Source organism: Algoriphagus limi (assembly GCF_024919275.1).
Taxonomy (GTDB): domain Bacteria; phylum Bacteroidota; class Bacteroidia; order Cytophagales; family Cyclobacteriaceae; genus Algoriphagus; species Algoriphagus limi.
Map to the genome: position 1 here is coordinate 385,380 of NZ_JANWGH010000003.1, position 22,760 is coordinate 408,139.

The following is a 22,760-nucleotide window of genomic DNA, read 5'->3' on the forward strand; positions in this document are numbered from 1 at the left end:
GGACAATGATTTTTATCATTCCTTAGAAACCTTAACAGAAAAAACCGGCCCATCATTCATTGCAGCAAGAATTTGTTCTTCTATTGCTACAATTTGCCGAATTTCTGCTTGCAAAGGAACGCTAGGTTCTAGCTTAACTGACTCCCAGTGTCCATTTGACCATTTCAATGCTGAAACGGATTGTCCGTTATTTTTTCCAAGGTCAACGCGATATCCAGAGAAATTTCCGCCGAGATATAGAATTTTGGTTTCTTGATCCCAAAGCATAGAAAATATCGGGCTTAACTGCTGTTCCCAAGGGAATGGCACAAATTCAAATGATCCATCTTGCTTCTGCAAATAGGCACCGGATCTGAATTCAAAAGCTTTTTTCAGCTCAGCTTTGTCTAGAACCTCTTTTGAAAAAAGATCTTCCGGTTTTTGAATTTTGGCATATTCCTGATAGGAGGGGTGTAGTTTTTTGATCCCTGGGATTTGCTTGATTAGGTCATCTCGCGTCACAAAAGGAACCAGCTTTTCACCCATATAATGAAAAATCAAAGGTTCGGCTTTTTCATTTTGATCAAAGTCTGCGTGGTAAAGGATGACAGGCTTTTCTTTACTAGCCTTAAATTTTGAGTTTAGACCAAGATTTCCTGTCAGAATATCCAAAAGGCCATCTCCATTAATGTCCTGTACCAAAATGGATTGAATCCAACCGGAGGAGCTTTCTAGCCCAGCGCCTATTTTTTCCTCGTATTTGTCACCATTTTTTTCAAAAACTCGGACTCCTTGCCATTCACCAGAAAGAATCAATTCTTCAATTCCATCCCCATTTAGGTCCACCCATGTGGCATCATTCACCATTCCAAAGTGAGTGTTTTCACCAAACCAAATTTCGGTTTGTTCTTGGAACTGACCCTTTCCATTATTTACCAAGAGATAGCTTTTAGGTTCAGCCCCATAGTCTTCCGTGACATTGGAAGCACCAATAAACAGGTCAATTGCTCCATCCTGATTAATATCTGTGGGAGCTATGACAGAGGTATTTTCTCCTAGGGGAGGAAGGGAATTTGGAGAGAAGCGAAAAGCCCCAGTTCCGTCTCCAAAAAATACTCGATCAAAGAGGAATAGATTGCCTTGTTGCTCTTCATTTCCGCCACTACCCACATAAAGGTCCAAGTTACCATCTCCATTTAAATCTGCAAAAAGAGCACTTACATCCTCCGCTTTAGCCAATTGGTCAAAGATGGGATTATCTGACTTTTTGAAACTCCCGTCTTCTTGTTGAAGTTGAATTTCACCAGCTTGTCCTTTCGCACCACCCAGGTATAAATCCTTCAGTCCATCTCCATTTACATCCCCAACAGCTAAGGCAGGACCTTCGGCAGCATAGCTTCTTGGAAGCAAATATTCCCGATCTGATTCACGGATTTCAGTTTTTTCGACATGCTTCCATTCTATCGGAGAGGAAAAGTCCACTTTATGATTTTCTAAATTTTCTTCAATGTATTTTCCCCTTCCTTTTTCAAGGGTTAGGGAAGTATTTGCCTCACTTGGACCGAATATTTCACGTTCACCTTCCGGCCAAAAAACCTGAATGGAATCAATTTTTTCAATTTCACCTAAACCAAAAACAAGAGTGGTGGAAGTTCCGGATTGAAAGCCGCGGGAAGTATTAAGTCGCTGACGAAATACTTTTTCATTAGAAAAAAGAGTGACTTCTGCTCCAATTCCAAAGGGGTTAAATCCCGAGGAAGAAAGGTTTACTCGAAGAAAGTGATTACCGGAAAATTCACTTTGATTTTGGTAAATGAAAGTAACTTGATCGAGGTTATTGATGATCAATTCCAAATCCCCATCATTATCTAAATCCGCATAAGTGCTTCCATTAGAATAGGAAGGCTGATCGAGGCCCCAGGCATCTGATACGGGCTTGAATCGGAGTTCTCCTACATTCTGAAATGTATAATTGGCAAGCTTGACGCTTGGAAGCATTTCGATTTGTCTTTTGCGTAGCTCGCTTAAAGTCATTTGGGGATCGGCTTCTTGGGAATATTGGATAAAATCCAAGTCATTGGGTCTTTTGACTATCCCATTCGTGATATGGATATCTACTAAGCCGTTATTGTCCATGTCCAAAAGCAGGGGAGACCAACTCCAATCAGATGCAAATACTCCCGAGTAAAGAGCTATTTCGCTAAATCCAATTTCCTCTCGATTCAATTGGAGGTTATTTCGGACATATTGATCTGCGTAATTAAACTGTTTTTTGATTTGATAAACCTCAACCTTGTCTTCTCCCACAGATTTCATCCAGATTTCCGGATCCTCAGGAAGCATATCCGTTGTAAAGATTTCAGGTAAGCCATCTCCATTCAAATCTGCTGCATCATTTCCCATGGAATAGCGGGAGGTGTTCGCTATCCAGTCTTCCAGAGATTCCTTGAAGGTACCGTCCTGTTGATTTAAATAGAGGTAATCGTTCTCAGTGAAATCATTGGATACATAGATGTCAGGCCAACCGTCATGGTTGAAATCTTCTACAGCCACACCCAAGCCAAAACCTAAAATGCTGGAATAGATTCCAGATTCTTGAGTGGCATCCTCAAATCGGTTTTCCCCTTGAGCTGAAAGATTTTTTAGAAGTTTATCTCCTTCTTCATAAGGGATGAAGCGGTTTTCTGATTTAGTGAAAACTTCGGGAGATTTGACCCCATGATTGAGTAGGTAAAGATCTAAATCGCCGTCACGGTCGTAATCTAAAAATGCGGCATGGGTTCCAAAGCCCCTAAAATCAACTCCATATTCTTCACCTTTTTCTTTGAAGGTTAGATCACCTTGATTGATCCAAAGCCGGTTTTTTCCTTCGATTCCTTTATATCCAGAAACTTGACTTACGTATAGATCAAGAAATCCATCTCCATTTACATCTGCAAAGGTGACGCCATTGGACCATCCGCCCATTTCGGAGATTCCAGAACTTTCGCTGATGTCCTCGAATTGAAGGTTTCCTTTATTTAAATAGAGCTTGCTTGGAACTTGATTTCCCGAAAAAAACAGGTCCACGAAGCCGTCGTTATTGATATCACCTGCTGCAACACCTCCTCCATTGTAGAAATACAAATACTCCAGAATATTCATGGAGTCGGTGGACTCCAAACGATTTTCAAAAGTAACCCCGGTTTGCTCAGGTGATAGCAGTTCAAATAATTTAGGATTGCTTTCCTCTTTTTTACAAGAGAATAAAAGCAGTAAACCCAGGCTTAAGCATATGATTTCCGAAATTCTATTTCCAGTCATAATTCCAGATTTCGGAGGCAGCATTATTTTTTACAACTAAGAGACGACCCGGTTGAAGAATGTCAAAATGTCGAATATCACCTTCTAATTGGAGTCCTATGGATCTGTTCGGGATATACTCAAAATTTCCATCTCCCTTTCCAAGCAATAGTTCTCCAAAACTCGCATCAGATTTTCCGATTTGAGGCTTTACGCCTGATAAGTTTCCACCCAAAAGAATATCCAATATCCCATCTTGATTGAAATCAGAAACTTGGGTGGCGAATACCCAGGATTTCTGAGCTTCTCTAGGGAAAGGTTTCCATTCAAAATTCCCCTGACCGAGGTTGACCAAAACACCGGATTCTAAATGATTTGCTTCCAGAATGATGGATTTGGAAAGCACATCGGTATTAAAAATCTGATTTAGGGTTTGGTTGTTGTAATTCGAATATTTGATGTATTTCTTTTTGATACTTGGGATCTGCATCTCCAACTCATGCTTGAGTGTATATGGAATTGCTACACCGTCTTTTTCGATAGTGAAAATCTGTTCAATGGATCCATTTTGATCAAAATCATTGAGATAAAGCTGAATAGGCTGTTCCAGGCTAGCCTTGAATCGGGTGTTCAATCCTTGATTTCCCAAAATCAAATCCGGCAAATTGTCCTGATTTAGATTAGCAACATCCAGGCTTCTATACCAGCCTTTCAGATTGTACATTTCAGGCATTTCTATTTTTTCAAGTTGCCCTCCAATGTTGCGGAAAAAAGTAGGAGCCATCCAGTCACCTACAAGCACAAGGTCTAATTTGCCGTCGCTGTCCCAGTCAATCCAACTAGCATCAGTGATCATTCCCAATTCCTGAAGTTGGGGCGCAAATTCAGCTGTCTTTTCCTCAAAATTTCCGGTTCCATCATTGATCCAAATATGACTGCTAGGAGGGGCGCCGTAGACAAAAGGAACCAATCGCTCACCGACGAAAAGATCAGGATTTCCATCTTCATTTATATCGGCAACTTCTACGACAGAACTGCTTCCTTTTACTGCAAGAAATCCGTTTTCAGCATATTTGGTGAAATTTCCTTTTCCGTCATTCAGATATAAGCGATCTGCTAGGTCAGGCGAATACAATGGGAACTCATTACCTCCTGAGGCTACAAAAAGATCCAATGCTCCATCTCCATTTGCATCAAAAAACACTGCATCTGAATCTTCCGAGGCAGCATCCAGTTCAAAAGCTTCTTGATTTGAGAGGCTAAATTCTCCGTTAGTTTTTCCCAAGAAAAGCTGCCCTGAAAATCCTTTTGCTCCTCCGAAATACAAATCATCCAACCCGTCGCCGTTTACATCGCCTTTGGCGAAAGCCGGGCCTTCTGTTGAAAACATGTGGTAGGTCAGCCGATCCCGGTCAAAGTCCACAAAAGGATTTTCCTGATGAGTGAAATTCAGCTTGTTGAGAGTTTCTTTGGTGAAAATATTTGTTTTTGGACTTTCGCTAAGTAACTCTGAATTCGAGGAATCCTCCCATCGAAGTTCCAGCAATTGATCTGAGGGAACATTCTTCAAAACGGTTTGAGAATTATCCGGCCAGGTTACTGTCAGTTCATCCAATTGGGTGATTTTTCCTAAGCCGATTGTGATTTTAGGATCAACTGAAGATTGAAAACCTCGATTCGGCATTTGCTCCAGGTAGAAAGTCTGACCTTGGGCTTTTGCCAAGATTTGAGTCCCAATAGCTTCTGTGTTTTTTCCTTTTCCAATCAAGTTCAATTGGATATAGTGGTTTTCAGGAAGTAGTGTGTGGGTTTGATTGATGAATAGTTGAGCTTCGCGATTTACGTTATTGACCACTAAATCCGGGTAACCATCATTATTCAAATCTCCATAAGCTGCTCCATTGGAGTGAATTGCTTCTCCCAAACCCCATTCTTTAGCCTTGTTTACAAATCGAAGATCTCCTTGATTTTGGAAGGCATAATTAGGGACAGGGTTAACAGGGATAGGGTCAATCAAAGCATGGTAATCCACACCTGCTCCAGTGATGATTTTGACTTTGGTTTCTTCATCATCGATGAAGTTCAGATAATCCAAATCAGTGATATCCTGGTAGATGCCATTGGCGACGAATAGGTCTCGCTGACCATCGCTATCCATATCAAAAATCAAGGCTCCCCAGCTCCAGTCAGTTGCTTCCACATTGGCGAGTCTTCCCATTTCACTGAAAGTCCCATCTCCATTGTTGATGTGAAGCATGTTTCGGGAGTATTGATAGTGATAGCCGTGATTTTTGTTGAATTGAAATTTATCCCAGTTTTCAAAAGTGGTTACCTGCTTGAGTCGTTCCAAAGGCTCAGGTAGCATATCAGTTACGAAAATATCCAAAAGCCCATCTCCATTGATATCGGCAATGTCTGCACCCATGGAAGCCGCAGAAATAGACCGCATGGCAGATTCCAAAGACTCAGTGAAAGTACCATCCTGATTATTGATATACAGATAGTCCCGCTCAAAGAAGTCATTAGAGATAAAAATATCCGGCCAGGTATCCTGATTGACATCCCCAATGGTAATTCCTAATCCGAACCCTATTATGGAACCATAAATACCAGCTTCTTCACTCACATCGGTGAATTTCTCCCCGTCATTTCTAAAAAGCTTATCCCCCCCGACAGGGTCACGGTTGGGGCGTTCATTTTGCATTTTATTGAAGCTCCCAATTGCTTGGTAGCTATTGTTCAAAAGGTAGACATCCAAATCCCCATCTTTGTCATAATCAAAAAATACAGCATGGGTGGAAAAGCCTTGATCAGCCAGTCCATATTTTTCTGCCTCTTCTGAAAAAGTTCCGTCGCCTTGATTGATAAAAAGCTCATTTTGCTTGTTGTCCCCGGCAATATCTCCTGAGTTGCAGACATAAATATCCAGCAAACCATCTCCGTTGACATCTGCCATTGCGACACCGGTGGACCAAGCTCGATTTCCTGCTACACCGGCTTTTTCAGTAACATCTTCAAACTGAAGGTTTCCTTTGTTTAGGTAAAGTTTATTGGAGGATAGGTTGGCGGTAAAATAGATATCCAAAAGCCCATCTTGATTGACATCTCCAAGTGCTACGCCACCTCCGTTGTAATAATTTCGGTAGGTGAAAATATTGAAATCTTCATCGAAAGAAAGATCATTCCGGAAATCTATTCCTGATTGGGAAGGATCCAATTCCTGAAAAAGAGTAGGCTCATTTCTCTCGACCTTCGTACAGGAAAAGATCAATAAGATCCATAAGCCTATGGGCCATTTATTACTCATGATGGCGATTTTTCAAGGTTTTTCAAAATGTTCAGGTCCACAATTTCAGCCCGAACAACAGATAGGGATTTTTTGAATATCCTAACTCTTCGGTTTCCATCAATTTTTACAAAAGCGATCAAACTTTTATCTTCATTGGATACCTCAAAAAAGCCCGGACCATACCATTTTTCAAAATGGGCTATGACATCCTCCCGAAGTTTTTCCACACTCAGTTCCTCATTCCATGGAGCCCATCCATCATATACAAATTCCACGGGCATGAGGTAGATTTTATCATTTTCAAAATCCGGGTAGAAACGCATTTTGGCAGGCTTTCCAGATGGAAGTTCCAAAGAATATTCTACTGAAAGTTCTGTCGGGCCATTCGTTAGAATTCCCTCTTTATTTAGCTGCCAGCAGGTCTCGAAAAAATCCCGCTTTTCCATACCTAACTCAAGGCTTAGAAACAGCTCATTGTTAATTTCTCCTGAGGCCAGTTCCTCTCGCTCAATTTTTTGATATTGGCTTTCGCATCCCAATAAGCCGAATACCATTATAAAGCTAAGGACGGATCTCAAATAGAACCGGTGTATCATCATTTCTAAAGGCAATTAAATAGTGGTTATTGGCTTGTTTTAATGTTTTTAAATCTCTGATTTCTCCTTTCACTACGAAGCCACTTTCTTCTGGTTCCAGTAGCTCCCAAGATTGCAATGAATTCAACCTAAGAATCCAACCATAGGAAGCGAGTTGAGTTCCTAATTCAGGTTTGACCTTACTTTGATTTCCACCAAGAGCAATGTATCGATTGCCTTGAGTGTCCTCGAAATTGGTGGCTGCATAAACAGGTGCTTGTTGAACGGTAACAGGTAAGTTGACTTTCGAAAACTCAGTTCCTCGTTGATTGATCCAAAGGCTGGTCTCCAGATTTTTAGCCTCCAAAATTACGGAATTCGCAATGGAGTTGGCAGAAAATAACTCCTCCAATTTTCTATTCTCATAATCTGCATAGCGAAGCAGTGATTTTTGTAAGGCAGGGATTTGTCTGACAAGACTATTTTTCATAACCCAAGGAATAGACTGAGTTCCATCGTATTCACAAAGGATATGGTCAGCGCTGCCATTTTGATCAAAGTCATTTACATACATGCGTAGCGTAGAGCCATTTTTGAAATTCAGTCGGGTATTGGTTCCCATATTTCCTGCAAGGATATCAGGATACCCGTCTCCATTTACATCATCTACCAACAGACTATACCAAAGTCCAGAAGTGTTTTGCATTCCAAAGGACTCTGTTTGATCAATCCAATTCTTATTTAGGAAAGAAAAGATTCGAATTCCCATCCATTCTCCGGCTAGAATTAACTCGGTATTTCCATCTTCATTCAAGTCAGCCAAGGCTCCTGCTGTCAGCATCCCTAATTTTTGCATTTCAGGGTCAAATGACTGGGAACTATCTTTGAAATTTCCCTGACCATCGTTTTCCCAAAAAGTAAGACCTACTGGGACTCCATATCCGTAAGGGTGTGCACGCTGTCCGATGATAAGATCCAAATCCCCATCTTCATCCCAATCAAATGGAAGCGCAAAAGCCGATGGCATCTTCGAGAAGACTTGCTCAGATTTTTTGAAATCGCCGTTCCCTTGCTGGAAATACAATCGATCAGAATAAATCGAACTATTTTCAGGATACTCGATTCCACCACTCAAAACCAATAAATCATCAAAGCCATCCCCATTTGCATCAAAAAATACCCCGCCGATATCCTCTGCTTGGCTGTCAGCTTGGAAAATATCTGTTTTGAATTCTTCCCATTCGGAGCTTGCTGAAAGCTGGTATAAGCTAGAAGGAAACTCTTTCCCATTAGGGATGAACAAGATTGGATCTCCGGAGGCAGTTTTAGAATTGAAAGCTACTTTGGGTCCTTCATTATTAATCGACCAAAATCGAAGCCTGTCCCGATCAAAATCTACAAAATCACTCTCCTGATGATTTATGCTTGACGGCAACTCCACTTGATTTAACATGGAGTGAGTATCAGGCTTTGTCCTGGAAGAATAAGATGGGTTTTCAGCTTGGATTTTGAGGATTTGATTGGTTGCTAGTTGGCGATATTCATTTACGCTACCGTCAGGCCATTCAATATTCAAGATGTAAATACTATCTGATTTACCCAATCCAAAAAAGAGCCTTTGGTCAACAGATGACATGTATCCTTTGACAGGCTGAAATTCCTGAATTTGGTTTGTTTCTTTGGTTAGAATCCGGACTTTGGCCCCAAAAGCATTTCCTAGATCAATTCCGATGAAATTCCCTTTTCCCAGTTCAATTGCTTTGTTCTTATAGAGAGAGACTTCTCCATTGAGATTATTGATGACTAAATCCAAATCCCCGTCATTGTCCAAGTCCCCATAAGCTGCTCCTGTGCTGAAGGTTTTTTCATTTAAACCAGACTCGGATGCCAGATTGGTAAAGTTCCAATCCTTTTCATTTTTGAACCAATAATTCTGGAGAGGCGTAGACGGAAATGCATCAATCATTTTTGTGATCAATACGGAATCCGAGCGGTATTCATTGACCTTATCTGGGTTGAATGCATAGTAATTAACAAAGTCAAAATCAGTCAGATCTTTGACAATTCCGTTGGCTACAAAAATATCCTTCCAGCCATCCAAATCTGCATCAAAAATCAATGCTCCCCAGCTCCAATCGGTAGCTTGAACACCTGCCATTCGAGAGATTTCAGTGAACAGAGGTAATCCAGTGTATGGGTCTTTTCCTAGGTTTCTTTGGAGTGTGTTTCTCGTAAACTGACGATGATAACCTGCTTTGAAATTGGATTGAAACTTATCCCATTCCTCAAAAGGTGTCTTGGTTTTTACACGCCCCATATCCTCTGGAAGCATTTCTGTTACGAAGATGTCAGGGCGATTATCATTGTCGAGATCAGCTATATCAGCTCCCATGGAACCCATGCTGATTTCTGGAATTAAATCTGGCAAGACTTCTGAAAAACTTCCATCCTGATTATTCAAATACAGATAGTCTCTCTCAAAAAAGTCATTCGAAACGTAGAGGTCCGGCCAATTATCTTCATTCAAATCAGCTACAGTTACACCTAGTCCATAGCCGATTGCACTACCATAAATCCCGGCTTCTTCGCTGACATCTTTGAAGGAGTTCCCATCATTTCTAAACAACTTATTTCCACCATTAGGATCTCGGATCTCTCGTTGGCCTTCTCGAAGGTCAAATACTCCAACAGATCGGGGAGAATTGCTGAGAAGGTATAGGTCCAAATCTCCGTCCTTATCATAATCAAAAAATACAGCATGCTGAGAAAGGGCTTTTTCATCCAATCCATATTCAGATGCTTTTTCGACAAACGTCAAGTTGCCTTGATTGATGAAAAGCTCATTATTCCTTTTGGGAGTATCTATTGGGCCTGATTTGCAAACATAAATATCTAGCAGTCCATCTCCATTGATATCTGCCATGCTGACTCCGGTAGTCCAGCTTCCTTCGGAGTTTAATCCTGCTTCCTCAGTAATGTCTTTGAATTTGAGATTCCCTTGGTTTAAAAAGAGTTTATTGGAAGTTTGATTGCCGGCAAGGAAAACATCTAGTAAGCCATCATTATTAATATCTCCAAGAGCCACTCCGGCTCCATTGTAAAAATTCCGAAAGGTATAGGGGTTGATTTTTTCGGTATAATTCAGATCATTCCGGAAGGTCAATCCGGATTCTTTTGATTCAATTTTTTCAAAAAGTTCTTCTGAGCTAGGCTCTTGTTTTTGACAAGCACCTAAAATCAGGAGGGTAAAGATTGCTATTTGAAGGGGCCTTCGCATGTTCTAAAAAAAAGGAAGTGCACAAAAGTACACTTCCTTTTACTATCAGGGTATTATGTGATTAATAACCTGGGTTTTGAGTCAAATTAGGGTTAGCGTTGATTTGCTGCAATGGAATTGGGAACAATGCTCTGAATGGTTCAGACTGTCCTTTTTCCCACCATGGCTGATTCCACTTTCCAAATCGGATTTGGTCAGTTCTTCTGGAAGCTTCAGCAAACATCTCTCTACCTCTTTCTTCGAAGATATCATCCAAAGTCAAGGCAGTGAATGCAGGCATACCAGCTCTTTCTCTTACCATGTTGATTGCTGCCAAAGCAACGTCGGTTTTTCCTTGACGGAATGCAGCTTCAGCTTTTGTCAAGTACATTTCAGCTAATCTGAACAATGGATAGTCATTGCTCAAGCTTGATGCAGCACCAGAAGCAAATTCAAACTTACCTACTCGAGCACCTGCCTGACGGTAGGCGTTAGGAGCAAGCATGTTGATTTCTGGAGTGAAAGTTAATGGCTCACCATCAGGATCGTCAGCTTCAGCAGAAATATCTCTCAAACGAGTACCATCAGCAGCAAACTGAGGTCCCACGATGAATGCACTTTTTCTCACGTCATTGTCATCGAAAGTGTTGTAAAACTCTTCCAAAGAAGCGTAACCATTCCAAGGCTGCTCTTGCAAGTTGTAAGTGTTTTGGCTTAGGTAGTGAAGAGTCATCTGAGCCAAGTTGAAACCACCTGCATTGTTTTCGTCATAAGGAAGGGTCAAGATATTCTCAGTAGACCCTCCGTTTCTTGTAGCAAAGTTGCTAAAGAAGTTAGAAGACAAAGAATAAGGACCGTTGATTACTACGTCAGCTGCAGCTTCTGCATCAGCCCATCTTGGAGTACCGGTGTATACCTCAGCATTCAAGTACAATTTAGCCAAGATCGCATGAGCAGAGTAGTAGTTCATAGTAGACTTAGTGTCTTCTTTAGGAAGCAAGTCTACATTTTCCAATACAGAGCTTTCGATGAAGTCGAATACTTCTTGACGAGAGTTATTGGTTGGGTTACCTCCGGAAGACGTTTCAGTAATGATTGGAACATTTCCGAAGTTGTCAATCAACCAAAGGTAAACTAGCGCTCTCAACACTCTCAATTCTGCATTCAAAGCAGCTACATCAGGGAAGGAAATCATCAAGTTGTTGATTTCACCTACTGCAGTATAGCAATAGTTCCAAGAGTTGTTGAATGCTTCGTCGGAAGCAGTCCAAGTGTGTCTGTGAGCTCTTAACCAAAGGCCACCATCTTCCCAGTCAGCACCTTTTTGAGGAATTGCCATCTCGTCAGAAGAGACCTCATTAATAGACCAAATACTGTTGTGTCCACCCCAGCTACCTACGATTCGAGAATAAGCTGAAGCCTTCAACACATCAATCAACTGTGGGTTATTACTATTCGCCACATCCTCAGGAGTCACTCCATCGAGTACCTCCTGCTCCAACTCCCAACAGGATCCCATTAAAAAGACCACTGGGATCAACAGAAAGGTTTTTCTAAATGATTTTAACATATCTCTGTTATTTGATTGATTACTTAAAGTTTACGGTTAGACCCAAAGTGAAGGATCTGGTTTGGAAATACGTATTTCTACGCTCAATACCTGGAGAAAGTGAAGTGGTGAAACCGTCACCATTCTCAGAGTCATTGATTCTAACTTCAGGATCGATACCTGTATAGTTTGTGATGGTGAAGAGGTTTTGCGCAGCAAAGTACACTCTTAAAGAACCCAAATTCGGAGAATTGGTTTGGAAGTTGTATCCCAATTCCATGTTGTCCAATCTGATGAAAGATGCATCCTCAACATACGAACTGTTGAAAGTAGGAGTTGAGGTGATCAATGGATTAGTAGGAGTCTTTTCAGTGATTACGGAGTTCCAAGTATTGGAAGCACCATCAGCATTTTCGTAGAAACCTCTGTAAGAGTTGTACAAGTCATGACCCCAAGCTCCTCTGAAGAAGAAGCTTAAGTTCCACTGACCCCACTCCAAGTTGTTAGCGAAACCGAATTCACCTTTTGGAAGACCGTTACCCAATCTTTCAAACTCATTAGGGTCGGTTGTAGATAGGATGTATTCACCACCTTCAGAGATACCCAACAATCTTGGACCGTAGAAGTCACCCAAAGTCTGACCTACTCGGTTGTAAATAATTGGGTTGTTGTTCTGACCTGGAGAACCTGGAGTTGCAAATCTCAATTCGTCAAATCCTAGCTCACCAGCTGACAAGCTTTCGATAGTTGTTTTCTGATAAATAGTAAAGTTGAATGAAGGAGTCCACTTCAAAGAACCTTTACCCAATCTGTTTGCGGAAATTGCAAATTCGAAACCTGCATTTCTCAAATCAGCCAAGTTAACCCAAGTAGAAGATGCAGTGTTAAATCTTCCTGGATCGAATGGGTTTGGAGCACCAGTCGCTACTGGTACGTTGAACAATAGGTCAGAAATATTTCTGGTGTAGTAGTCAACACTACCTGAAAGTACTCCATCCAACAATCCGAAGTCGATACCAACGTTGAATTCTTTCTTAGTTTCCCACTTCAAATCCTTGTTAGGGTTTGAATTTTGAACGATACCAACAAAGATGTCATTGGTAGTCAATGGATCACCATCCAAATCAATTCTGTTTCCGTTTCCAAATACACCCAAAGCAAGGGTTGGAGATGGAGGAAGGTTACCAGTTACACCATAAGAAACTCTCGGCTTGAACTGATCGAAGATTCCCATATCGAAGATCTGAGTGAAGTCAGAACCTACAGAGAATGCAGGGAAAATACCGGTTTGATTGTTTTCACCGAATCCAGAATAAGTTTCCGCTCTTACGGAAGCAGAAAGGAACAACCAGTTGTTGTAGTTGAAGTTTGCTCTACCGAAAGCAGAGTTCAATTGATCTTCATTTGCAAAAGAGTACAAGTTGGTGTTAGCACCCAAACGGATTGCGCCAGCACCCAAGTTATCCCATCCTAGGTCGAAAAGATATTGACGAACTCTAGCACCAAATCCTTCATTCTTGGTCTTTTGGAAACCAAGACCACCAAGCAAGGTCATGTTTAGACCATCAGAAAGGTCTGTTTCATAACGAAGGGTAGTTTCGAAGATTTTCTGATCTCTGTCGAAAGCATTTCTTTCTGCAGATCCGCTAGCACCAAAACCAACTTGGAAATCTTGTCTAGACCAGAATCCACCAGAAATAGTATTTCTTCTATCCTGAGAATATTGAGCTGACCAAGTCAAGTTAGGAAGGAAGTCGTATTCAACTCTGTAAGAAGTCAAAGCAGTTTTGGTTTCACCAATGAATTGTTGCTGCTTAGCTAATGCTACAGGGTTATAGAAGTCAAACAAGTCTCTTTGGAAATATCCACCAAATCGCTCTTGTGCACTTTCGGTGTTTTCAAAAACAGGAGCGGTTGGGTTGTAGATGGTAGCATATCTAAATGCTGCATCGTTGATAGACTCAGAATCAACATTCGTGAAAGACAAGTTAACATTGAATCTCAATTTGTTGTCCAATGCACCTTGAGATAGGTTGATACGAGTATTCAATCTTTGGTTGTTAGTCCCATCTACAATGCCTTGATTGTTTCGGTAGTTAACGGAAGCCATGTAGCTGGTATTTTGGAATCCACCAGAAATACTAGCGTTGGTAGTGTAAGAGAATGCATCACTGATCAATTCTTCTCTCCAGTCAGTATTGCTTCCGAAGTCTGTACCGCCTCTTGCCACGAATTCTTCTGCTGAAAGCACAGGAATCAAGTTAGTAGCTTGATCCATAGTTCCGAAGGAATTGATAGTCACGTTTACATTGCCATCTTTCTTTCCAGAACGGGTTGTAGTGATCAAGATTACACCAGAAGATCCTCTAGCACCATAGATAGCTGCAGCAGAACCGTCTTTCAATACGTCGATTGATTGAATGTCATTCGGGTCTACGTTTTCAAGAGACGCACCAATTACTCCATCCAATACAATCAATGGAGAAGAGTTGGCACCGAAAGTAGAAAGACCTCTCAATCGGATATTAAATCCATTGTTAGGGTTACCACCTGGGCGGGTGATAGAAAGACCTGCTACTTTACCTTGAAGCAACTGAGCCGGGTTGGACACGTTACCACGGTTGAAGTCTTCAGGTTTTACCCCTACAACAGCAGAAGTAATTTCTTTCTTGTCTTGAGAACCATAACCGATAACCACAGCTTCTTCTAAGCTTTGGATATCTTCCTCAAGGTTAATAGTAAAAGTGCTTTGATTTCCGATCTCAACCTCCTGAGTAAGATAGCCGACAAAGGAAACTACTAAAACTTGATCGCCAGACTGAATTTCAAGAGTGAACTTTCCATCCAGATCTGTCGCTACACCCCGAGTGGTACCTTTAATTAATACGGTGGCACCGGGAACAGGGTCTCCCAAAGAAGCATCCAGGACTGTACCTGTGATGGTTCTGTTTTGCGCATTGGCCATGATTGATACTCCCAAGAGGAGCGTCAAGGCAAGAGCCAATGTTTTGAACTGTTGTAAATAATTTCTCATAGGGTTTTTTGTTAGTAAAAAGCGAAATAGGTATGAGTACTTAATTTCGAAACTAATGTGTTGTTAATTTTTTGATTTTGCAATATTTAAGAAATGCCAACATTCCGTCGCGCATGAAGGGGATTTAAAAGAATAAAGTATATTTTAGTAAAAAATCACTAAATGAATAGATTTACTGTTTAATATTCAATGGAAAACGTTTTCCTTTTATTAAAAATTAAAAAATCGAATTTTTATTAAAAATTTGAAAATTTAATGAATGCATTCTGTGTTCCATTTTACGGTTGAATTACATTCTTAAAAAATTTTAATAAGTAAGACTTTTTCTTAAAAAAAATTAAAGCGAATTATCCTGCTATTATAGTATTTGTATATGCTAATTATTACTTATTCTTTTGGATGTATAGGTTATTCCAACAAATGCGATGGGCTAACGTAAACATTCAACAAAAATTAATTTCTCTTTTTTTCATTTGGTTATGCGATTCCTTTTCCCGGCGCTTTTATCTCTTTTTATTTTCCCTTCTTTTCTCAATGGACAAGGAATCAGAGGAAAATTGACTTCCAATGAGGGAGAAGTTTTGCCCTTTGCTTCAGTCTTTGTTAGGAATATCGGTGATGGTGTTCCTGCAAATGAGGAGGGGTATTATGAGATGAGATTAGATGAGGGGCTCTATGATGTTTATTTTCAGTTTTTAGGCTACAAATCCCGAATAGAAACGATAGCGGTAAAGGCAGGAGAATGGACCACTTTTGATGTAGTTTTAGAACCTCAGATATATACGCTTGAGCAGGTGGAGGTAAAGGCAGGAGCAGAAGATCCTGCACTCACCATCATGCGGAAAGCCATTGCAAAAGCAAAGTATCATCGCCTTCAGCTTCAGCAATATGAAATGATGGTGTATCTAAAAGGAACCGGTCAGTTGACAGATGCTCCTTTTTTTATGAAAAAGACCTTGGAAAAGGAGGGACTGAACTTGAATGAGGCTTATACTTCAGAGTCGGTTTCTAGGATCAAATTTAGCCTTCCGGACAAGATAGAAGAAGAGGTTATCTCTATTCGAACCAATGGTGAAAATCAGAATACCTCCCCAGCACCATATATTCAAACCAGTTTTTATCAGGAGAAAATCAATGAGATAATCTCACCTCTTTCAAGGGCAGCCTTCCAATATTATCGTTTTAGATATGAGGGAAGTTTTTTTGATAATGAGGTTATGGTCAATAAAATCCGTGTAATTCCACGATCAAAAGGAGAGCGGGTTTTTGATGGTTACATTTACATTATTGAGGATCTGTGGGCGATTCATAGCTTGGATCTAAAAACTTCATTATTAGGTTTTCAAATCGAGGCGAAGCAACAATACGCTCCAGTTGCCGAAAATGTTTGGATGCCTTTAACTCATACCTATCGCTTTTCAGGAAAGTTTTTTGGCTTTGCCGGGGAATTCAAATACCTGGCTTCCACCCGGGATTATCAAGTGACGCTCAATCCTGATTTGGCTCATACTCCTACGTTAATTGATGAAAAAATTGAAGAAGTTCCTACTCAGGAGACTACTCAAGCGGTGATTTCAGGGATGAGCACCTTGGAAAAATTGAATTCCGAAGAACCAAAAACCAGAAAGGAATATCGGAAGCTTCTCAATGAATACGAAAAAGAGATGCTAAAGGAGCAAAAGGAACCGGAAGTGGTTACTGAACGGAATTATAGCATAGATAGCTTGGCCAAAAAACGGGATTTGAGTTATTGGGATAGTATTCGGCCGGTACCTCTTACCTTAAAGGAAATAGAGGGATATCGACGTGATGATAGCCTTGCGGTCATCGAAGCGGCCAAAATGAGTGATGTCGATTCAGTAGCTAAAAAGGCAAGGGAAAAGTATAAACCACTCGATTTTCTGTTTGGTGATAATTATTATTTCGGGAATGGTGTTTCGGTCGGGTTTAGACAAAATTTGACTAAGGTTTCCTTCAATACGGTAGAGGGGTGGAAAGTTGGCTTGGGAATGTTTTACCGAAAGCAAAAAGATATCAAGCTAGCGGATAGTATAAATACCATCCGAAAGAGTTTCAACATTGATCCAGAATTGCGTTATGGTTTTTCTAGTAAGCGGTTTTATGGAAAAACGAACATCCGTTGGTCTGTAACCAAGCCTATTTCTGGTTATTCATATGGAGTGGAAGGAGGTAGGTACATCTATCAATTTAATGGAGAGGAGCCGATCAATGAGCAGGTCAATGCGCTTTATTCACTGCTTTTCAGGCAAAACTACATGAAGTTATATGAGCAAAGTTTTGCTAGACTCTACTGGGCTCACCGAGTTGATTATTCCTTCACCTATCGGGTGAATGTTACTATTGCAGACCGCCGTCAACTGTTTAATCAGTCGGATTACAGTTGGTATAATAAACCTGAAAGGCTTTATTCTCCCAATCAACCTGAAAATGTGGAGGCAGGAAATGATTCATTTCATGATCATCAAATCGCCAAATTCCAAATTGGAATTGAATGGAGACCGGGGATTAAATATGGAATTAGAAATGGGAGGAAATATCCAATTTCTGAAAGAGCTCCACTAATCAGAGCAGATTATATCAAAGCGGTTCCAAGCTTGAGAACCCAACAGGATTTTGCTGCGGACTTTGATCATATAAGATTAGGTATCGAGCATGATTATACCTTCGGAATTAGCGGGAAATTGGACTTCAATATCACGGGAGGGATTTTCCTAAATGCTAATCAGGTTTACTTTCCCGATTTCCAGCATTTTGGAGGTAATCGAACCATCTTTTCCAATTTTGGTCCCGCTTCGAATTATCGATTCATGGACTATTACAAATACAGTACGAGCAGCTCGTATGTTTCTGGGATTTTCCATTATCAATTTAGAAAGTTCCTTTTCACTCAATTGCCCATGTTGAGATTCTCTGGGGTTCAGGAAAACATATTTCTCAATTATCTAAAAACAGAAAACTCCCCGCATTATGTAGAGGTAGGTTATTCTCTGGATAATTTGTTCAGGCTCTTCCGGGTAGAAATCGGTGCTGGATTTGAAAATGGAAATTATTTACGCGGAGGGGTACGTTTTGGTATCGCTACCTTTATCACTGTACAATAAAAAAAGGCCACAGTTTTGTGGCCTTTAGAAATGGGGTAAGTCCAATCAGACTTTCATAATTTCTGCTTCTTTTTTAGCAAGAAGCTCTTCGATTTTAGCAATGTACTGATCTGTTAATTTTTGAACATTCTCCTCAGCTCGTTTCACTTCGTCCTCGGATGCACCTTCTTTTTGAAGTTTCTTTAGAGAGTCATTCGTGTCTTTTCGAACTGTGCGAACAGAAATTTTTCCATTCTCACATTCATGCTTGGCTTGTTTTACAAGAGTAATCCGCCGCTCCTCTGTCAATGCAGGAATGGTCAAGATGATGATCTCGCCATTATTTTGAGGAGCTAATCCCAAATCTGAATTGATGATAGCCTTTTCAATCTCTGAAATCAGAGTTCGCTCATAAGGCTTGATGGCTAGGGTTCTGGCGTCAGGCGTAGTAATGGAAGATACCTGATTGAGTGGGGTAGGAGCGCCATAGTAAGGAACCATGATTCCATCCATCAAGTTAGGCATAGCTTTTCCAGCCCGGATTTTTACAAGTTCGGCAGCGGTATGATCCACTGCTTTTTGCATCTGTTCTTTTGCGTCGTCTAAGTAAAGTTCTATTTCTTCCATGAGATTGCTTAGATTGATGTTATTAGCGTACCGATTTCTTCGCCTTCTACGAGTTTGCTCAGGTTACCGGCTTTATTCATGTCAAATACAATGATAGGCAAATTGTTTTCCTGACAAAGTGTAAATGCCGTCATATCCATGACATTCAGGTTCTTTTCATACACCTCATTGAAGGAGATAGTATGGTATTTCGTGGCAGTTTTGTCTTTTTCTGGGTCGGCAGTGTAGACGCCATCCACACGGGTTCCCTTTAATACAACATCCGCTTCGATTTCAATAGCTCGAAGACTGGCGGTGGAATCCGTAGTGAAATATGGGTTTCCAATTCCTGCTCCGAAAATTACGATTCTTCCTTTTTCCAAGTGACGAATTGCTCTTCTTCGAATGAAAGGTTCACAGACACTTTCTACTTTGATACCCGACATAAGGCGAGTATACAAACCTGCCTGCTCCAGAGCACTTTGAAGAGCCATGGCATTAATTAGGGTGGCTAACATCCCCATATAGTCGCCCTGAACCCGGTCAATTCCGGATTTTTCGGCTTGAACGCCTCTGAAAATATTTCCTCCTCCGATAACGATCGCTATTTCAACACCCATTTCTTTTACCTTCTTGATTTCTTGGGTGTACTGTTGCAGACGATTGGGATCAATACCGTAGTTTTTTTCACCCATCAACGCCTCTCCGCTTAGTTTTAGGAGGATTCTTTTGTATTTCATTTGTTAGATATTTTCAAGCCTAGAATCGACTAGATGTCGAAAAAAATTTCGACAAATATAATTTCTATCCCGGATAATGTTAATCATTTTTTGCTTTTCAGTATCCGCCTAGTTAAAAGGTGATGAGAACTTGATTTTTCTCAACACTTTGTTTGAGGCTGACTTTTACATCTGATACAATACCATCTCCAGGCGATTTGATAATGTTTTCCATTTTCATGGCCTCCAGGATGAGTACTACATCGCCTTTTTTAACCTCATCACCCGGCTTGACTTTCAAATCCAAAATCAAGCCTGGCATAGGTGCTTTGATGTCCTGTACGCTTGCCGCACCTTGGTCTTCCATTCCCATTTCCTCCAGCAAAAGATCAAATCGATCTTTTAGTGAAACAGAGACTACCTTTTTATTAAGCCGTATCTGAAGGGTTTTGGAGTCGCGATCCAAGCTGACCAATTCTGCTTCCATGGATTGGTTGCCATTGATCAAGTGGAATCTTTGGGAGTCAATGGGCTGAAGATCCCAATTCAAGGTTTTTCCCTCGACTTGGGTGCCTTTGTCGGTTTTTTCTACCGAAAAGCTTTTATCCTTAATGATAACTGAAAACATTCCTGCTATTTTGAGCTTTCAATGCCGAAATTTGATGATTTCGGATAAGATTTGCCAAATATCCAATAATTGAACACGATGCCAAAGAATATTTTGGGAAAGAATGCACTTTTAAGTGTTTTCGGTCTTTTGATCTTCCTCATTTCTTGCAAAAGCTCTCAGGAATTAATAGATGATGAATCTGAGGATGCAGAAATTGTTTTTTCAGAAATACCTGAAGAGGATTCTTCAAGCGACTCGCTAAGGTTGGCATTGCTTGCTGCTCAAAAAGAGTATGAATTAAGAGCGTATCGCGCCTCTTCTACTCGAGATTTTGATATTCTGGATACTGAGCTGGATTTATCTTTTGATTATCAAAGGCAAGCGGTTTTGGGTGAGGCTACCTTGCAAATAAAACCATACTCGAAGAAACAGCGAGAGCTAATTTTAGATGCAAAGGATTTCGAGGTTGGAAGAATTTATTTTCTGGACGGCGAAGAAGAGACTGTACTGAACTACCGATATGATTTCAAGCAACTGTTGATCTATTTGCCTGAGGAGCTTAGCCCGGAAGATACCTTTAAGATCAGGATGAAATACACGGCCTTTCCAGAGCAAAATTCCGGCTCGAATAACTTGGCAATCACGGATACAAAGGGTTTGTATTTTATAGATCCATTGGATACGATACCTGGAAAGCCTACCATGATTTGGACGCAAGGAGAGACAGAATACAATAGTAAATGGTTTCCTACCATCGATAAGCCAAACGAGCGTTTTACCCAATCCATCCATTTGACCGTGGCTGATAGCCTCAAAGCAATCAGTAATGGCGTTTTGGTAAAACAGACGCCTTTGGAAAATGGTCTGCGAAGGGATACTTGGAGATTGGATATTCCACATGCTCCCTATTTAGCAGCAATAGCTATCGGAGATTTTGACCGAGTGGAGGATGAGTATAATGGGCTGCCAGTCAACTATTATGTAGAAAAAGGCTTTGGAGCAGGGGCTGCAAAAGTTTTTCAGCACACTCCAGAGATGATCGAATATTTTGAAAAGCTCCTTCAGGTCAAATTTCCTTGGCCAAAATATGATCAGATAGTTGTTCGGGATTTTGTTTCTGGTGCAATGGAGAATACCACGGCTTCTATTTTTATGGAGGAATTGAGATTAACAGAACGAGAGGCTATCGATTCAGAGTGGGATTACATCATTGCCCATGAATTGTTTCATCAATGGTTTGGGGATTATGTCACAGCTGAATCCTGGTCTAATTTGACTTTAAATGAAGCTTTTGCGAATTACAGCGAATTTCTCTGGAACGAATATAAATATGGAGCAGATGAAGCTAAGCTGAAATTGATGGTAGAAAAAGAAACCTACTTCCAAGAAGCAGAATCTAAGCAAGTTGATTTAATCCGTTTTTACTATCAGGATGCAGATGGAGATATGTTTGATGCGCATTCATATTCAAAAGGAGGGGTAATCCTTCATATGTTGCGCGACTATCTTGGAGATGAGTTGTTTTTTAAAGGGCTTAAATATTATCTCCAAGAGAATGCATTGAAAAGTGTGGAGGTTCACAATTTGCGAATAGCATTTGAAAAAGTAAGTGGGGAGGATTTGAATTGGTTTTTTAACCAGTGGTTTTTGGATAAGGGCCATCCTGAATTGCTTGTGGAAGTGGATTATTCCCAACCAGAAAACCTATTGATAACTGTTCAGCAAGTACAGGATTTGGAAAACACCCCGCTTTATAAATTGCCGTTTGAGGTGAGTTGGTATGAAGAAGGGGAGCGAAAGCAAAGGGATTTTATACTGGAAGGAGCTTTTCAGCAATTTGCCTTAGGAAATGGATCTTCAATAGATCAACTGTATTTCGATGAAGGAAAAAATCTATTAGCAAGAGTTAGAGCGGATAATCCTGCAGAATATTTTGTTCAGCAATTTCAGGAATCACAATTAGGAGTAGCTCGATATGAGGCATTGGATTCTCTGATGACTAGAGAAGAGAGCTTGCTAATCAAGCCGTTATTGAAGGATGCCTTAGAGGATTCATTTTGGAGCATCCGGGAACTTTCACTTCAGATTTTGCTGAGTAATCCGGAATGGATAATGGATTTGGGTATTGAAGAAAAAGTCTTTGAGATAGCTGAGGAAGACTCTGAAAATTCGGTCAGGGCGGGAGCTATTGATCTGTTAGGTGCGTTAGATCCGGATAAATATTTCACCGCTTTTGTTCGAATGGCAAATGATTCTTCTTACCTAGTGGCTAGCTCAGCGCTGATGGCTATGAATTTTGCCTCCGAAACGGAGGTTGATCCAGAATTGATGGAGCGATTTGCGGGTGAAACCAATTACCGAATATTAGTTCCTTTGGCAGAATACTATTTAAATAATGAGGTGAGAGGAAAAGGTGCATGGTTTCGGTCCAAACTTCCCCATCTGAGTGGTGAAGGTTTGTATTACTTTTTGGGGTATTTCAGTGAATATTTCATCAATTTCCCTGAGGAAGGAGAAGATGAAGCCAAAAAGTATCTATTGGCTCAGATGGAGAACAGTCCACAAGTCTTTGTTCGCTTAGGTGCTTTTCAGGGATTGCTGGGATTTGCTGATGATCCTAAGATTTTGGACGAAATGATTCGAATTGCTGGTCAAGAAAGCAATGAGCAGATCAAAAATTACTTTGAATACTTTCTTCAGATGCTAAAAGATGAAAATTAATGCGCTGATTTTGAGAAGATTGAAGGATATTTTCAGAAA

The 22,760-nt window shown here is 40.6% G+C and carries 11 protein-coding genes; 2 read left to right on the plus strand and 9 right to left on the minus strand.

Annotated elements, in window-relative coordinates; all coding sequences use genetic code 11:
• Positions 1-15: 15 nt before the first annotated feature.
• From NY014_RS13820 to NY014_RS13845, 6 genes are all read right to left on the minus strand, one after another.
• Positions 16-3,282, minus strand: coding sequence for a VCBS repeat-containing protein (locus NY014_RS13820; RefSeq protein WP_259415168.1), 3,267 nt, complete (start codon positions 3,280-3,282; stop codon positions 16-18).
• On the minus strand, positions 3,269-6,568 hold the full coding sequence (locus tag NY014_RS13825; protein ID WP_259415169.1) for a VCBS repeat-containing protein: 3,300 nt from the start codon (positions 6,566-6,568) through the stop codon (positions 3,269-3,271). Before NY014_RS13825 ends, NY014_RS13820 begins: the two co-directional genes overlap by 14 nt.
• Positions 6,565-7,149 carry a hypothetical protein gene (locus tag NY014_RS13830; RefSeq protein WP_259415170.1) on the minus strand — a complete coding sequence of 195 codons (585 nt, stop codon included), beginning with the start codon at positions 7,147-7,149 and terminating at the stop codon, positions 6,565-6,567. The genes NY014_RS13825 and NY014_RS13830 overlap by 4 nt, the downstream gene beginning before the upstream one ends.
• Positions 7,112-10,402 (minus strand): VCBS repeat-containing protein, encoded by a 3,291-nt coding sequence (locus NY014_RS13835; protein ID WP_259415171.1) that lies wholly within the window; start codon positions 10,400-10,402, stop codon positions 7,112-7,114. The genes NY014_RS13830 and NY014_RS13835 overlap by 38 nt, the downstream gene beginning before the upstream one ends.
• 61 nt (positions 10,403-10,463) lie before the next feature.
• On the minus strand, positions 10,464-11,951 hold the full coding sequence (locus tag NY014_RS13840) for a RagB/SusD family nutrient uptake outer membrane protein (protein ID WP_259415172.1): 1,488 nt from the start codon (positions 11,949-11,951) through the stop codon (positions 10,464-10,466).
• A gap of 19 nt (positions 11,952-11,970) precedes the next feature.
• Positions 11,971-14,964, minus strand: coding sequence for a SusC/RagA family TonB-linked outer membrane protein (locus NY014_RS13845; protein WP_259415173.1), 2,994 nt, complete (start codon positions 14,962-14,964; stop codon positions 11,971-11,973).
• Positions 14,965-15,443: 479 nt separating this feature from the next.
• Here NY014_RS13845 and NY014_RS13850 point away from each other — a divergent pair, with 479 nt between their 5' ends.
• The gene (locus tag NY014_RS13850) at positions 15,444-18,086 is read left to right on the plus strand and encodes a DUF5686 family protein (protein WP_259415174.1); all 2,643 of its coding nucleotides are present in this window, start codon (positions 15,444-15,446) and stop codon (positions 18,084-18,086) included.
• A 45-nt stretch (positions 18,087-18,131) separates the two neighbouring features.
• On the opposite strand, the gene frr is transcribed toward NY014_RS13850, so the two are convergent.
• From frr to NY014_RS13865, 3 genes are all read right to left on the minus strand, one after another.
• The gene (gene frr / locus NY014_RS13855) at positions 18,132-18,692 is read right to left on the minus strand and encodes a ribosome recycling factor (protein ID WP_259415175.1); all 561 of its coding nucleotides are present in this window, start codon (positions 18,690-18,692) and stop codon (positions 18,132-18,134) included.
• An 8-nt stretch (positions 18,693-18,700) separates the two neighbouring features.
• Complete coding sequence (gene pyrH, locus NY014_RS13860; RefSeq protein ID WP_259415176.1) at positions 18,701-19,411, minus strand: UMP kinase; 711 nt, start codon at positions 19,409-19,411, stop codon at positions 18,701-18,703.
• A 112-nt stretch (positions 19,412-19,523) separates the two neighbouring features.
• Positions 19,524-20,018 (minus strand): acyl-CoA carboxylase biotin carboxyl carrier protein subunit, encoded by a 495-nt coding sequence (locus NY014_RS13865; RefSeq protein WP_259415177.1) that lies wholly within the window; start codon positions 20,016-20,018, stop codon positions 19,524-19,526.
• 78 nt (positions 20,019-20,096) lie between these two features.
• Here NY014_RS13865 and NY014_RS13870 point away from each other — a divergent pair, with 78 nt between their 5' ends.
• A complete protein-coding gene (locus NY014_RS13870) occupies positions 20,097-22,721 on the plus strand; it encodes a M1 family metallopeptidase (protein ID WP_259415178.1) in 2,625 nt (874 codons plus the stop codon).
• Positions 22,722-22,760 lie beyond the last annotated feature (39 nt).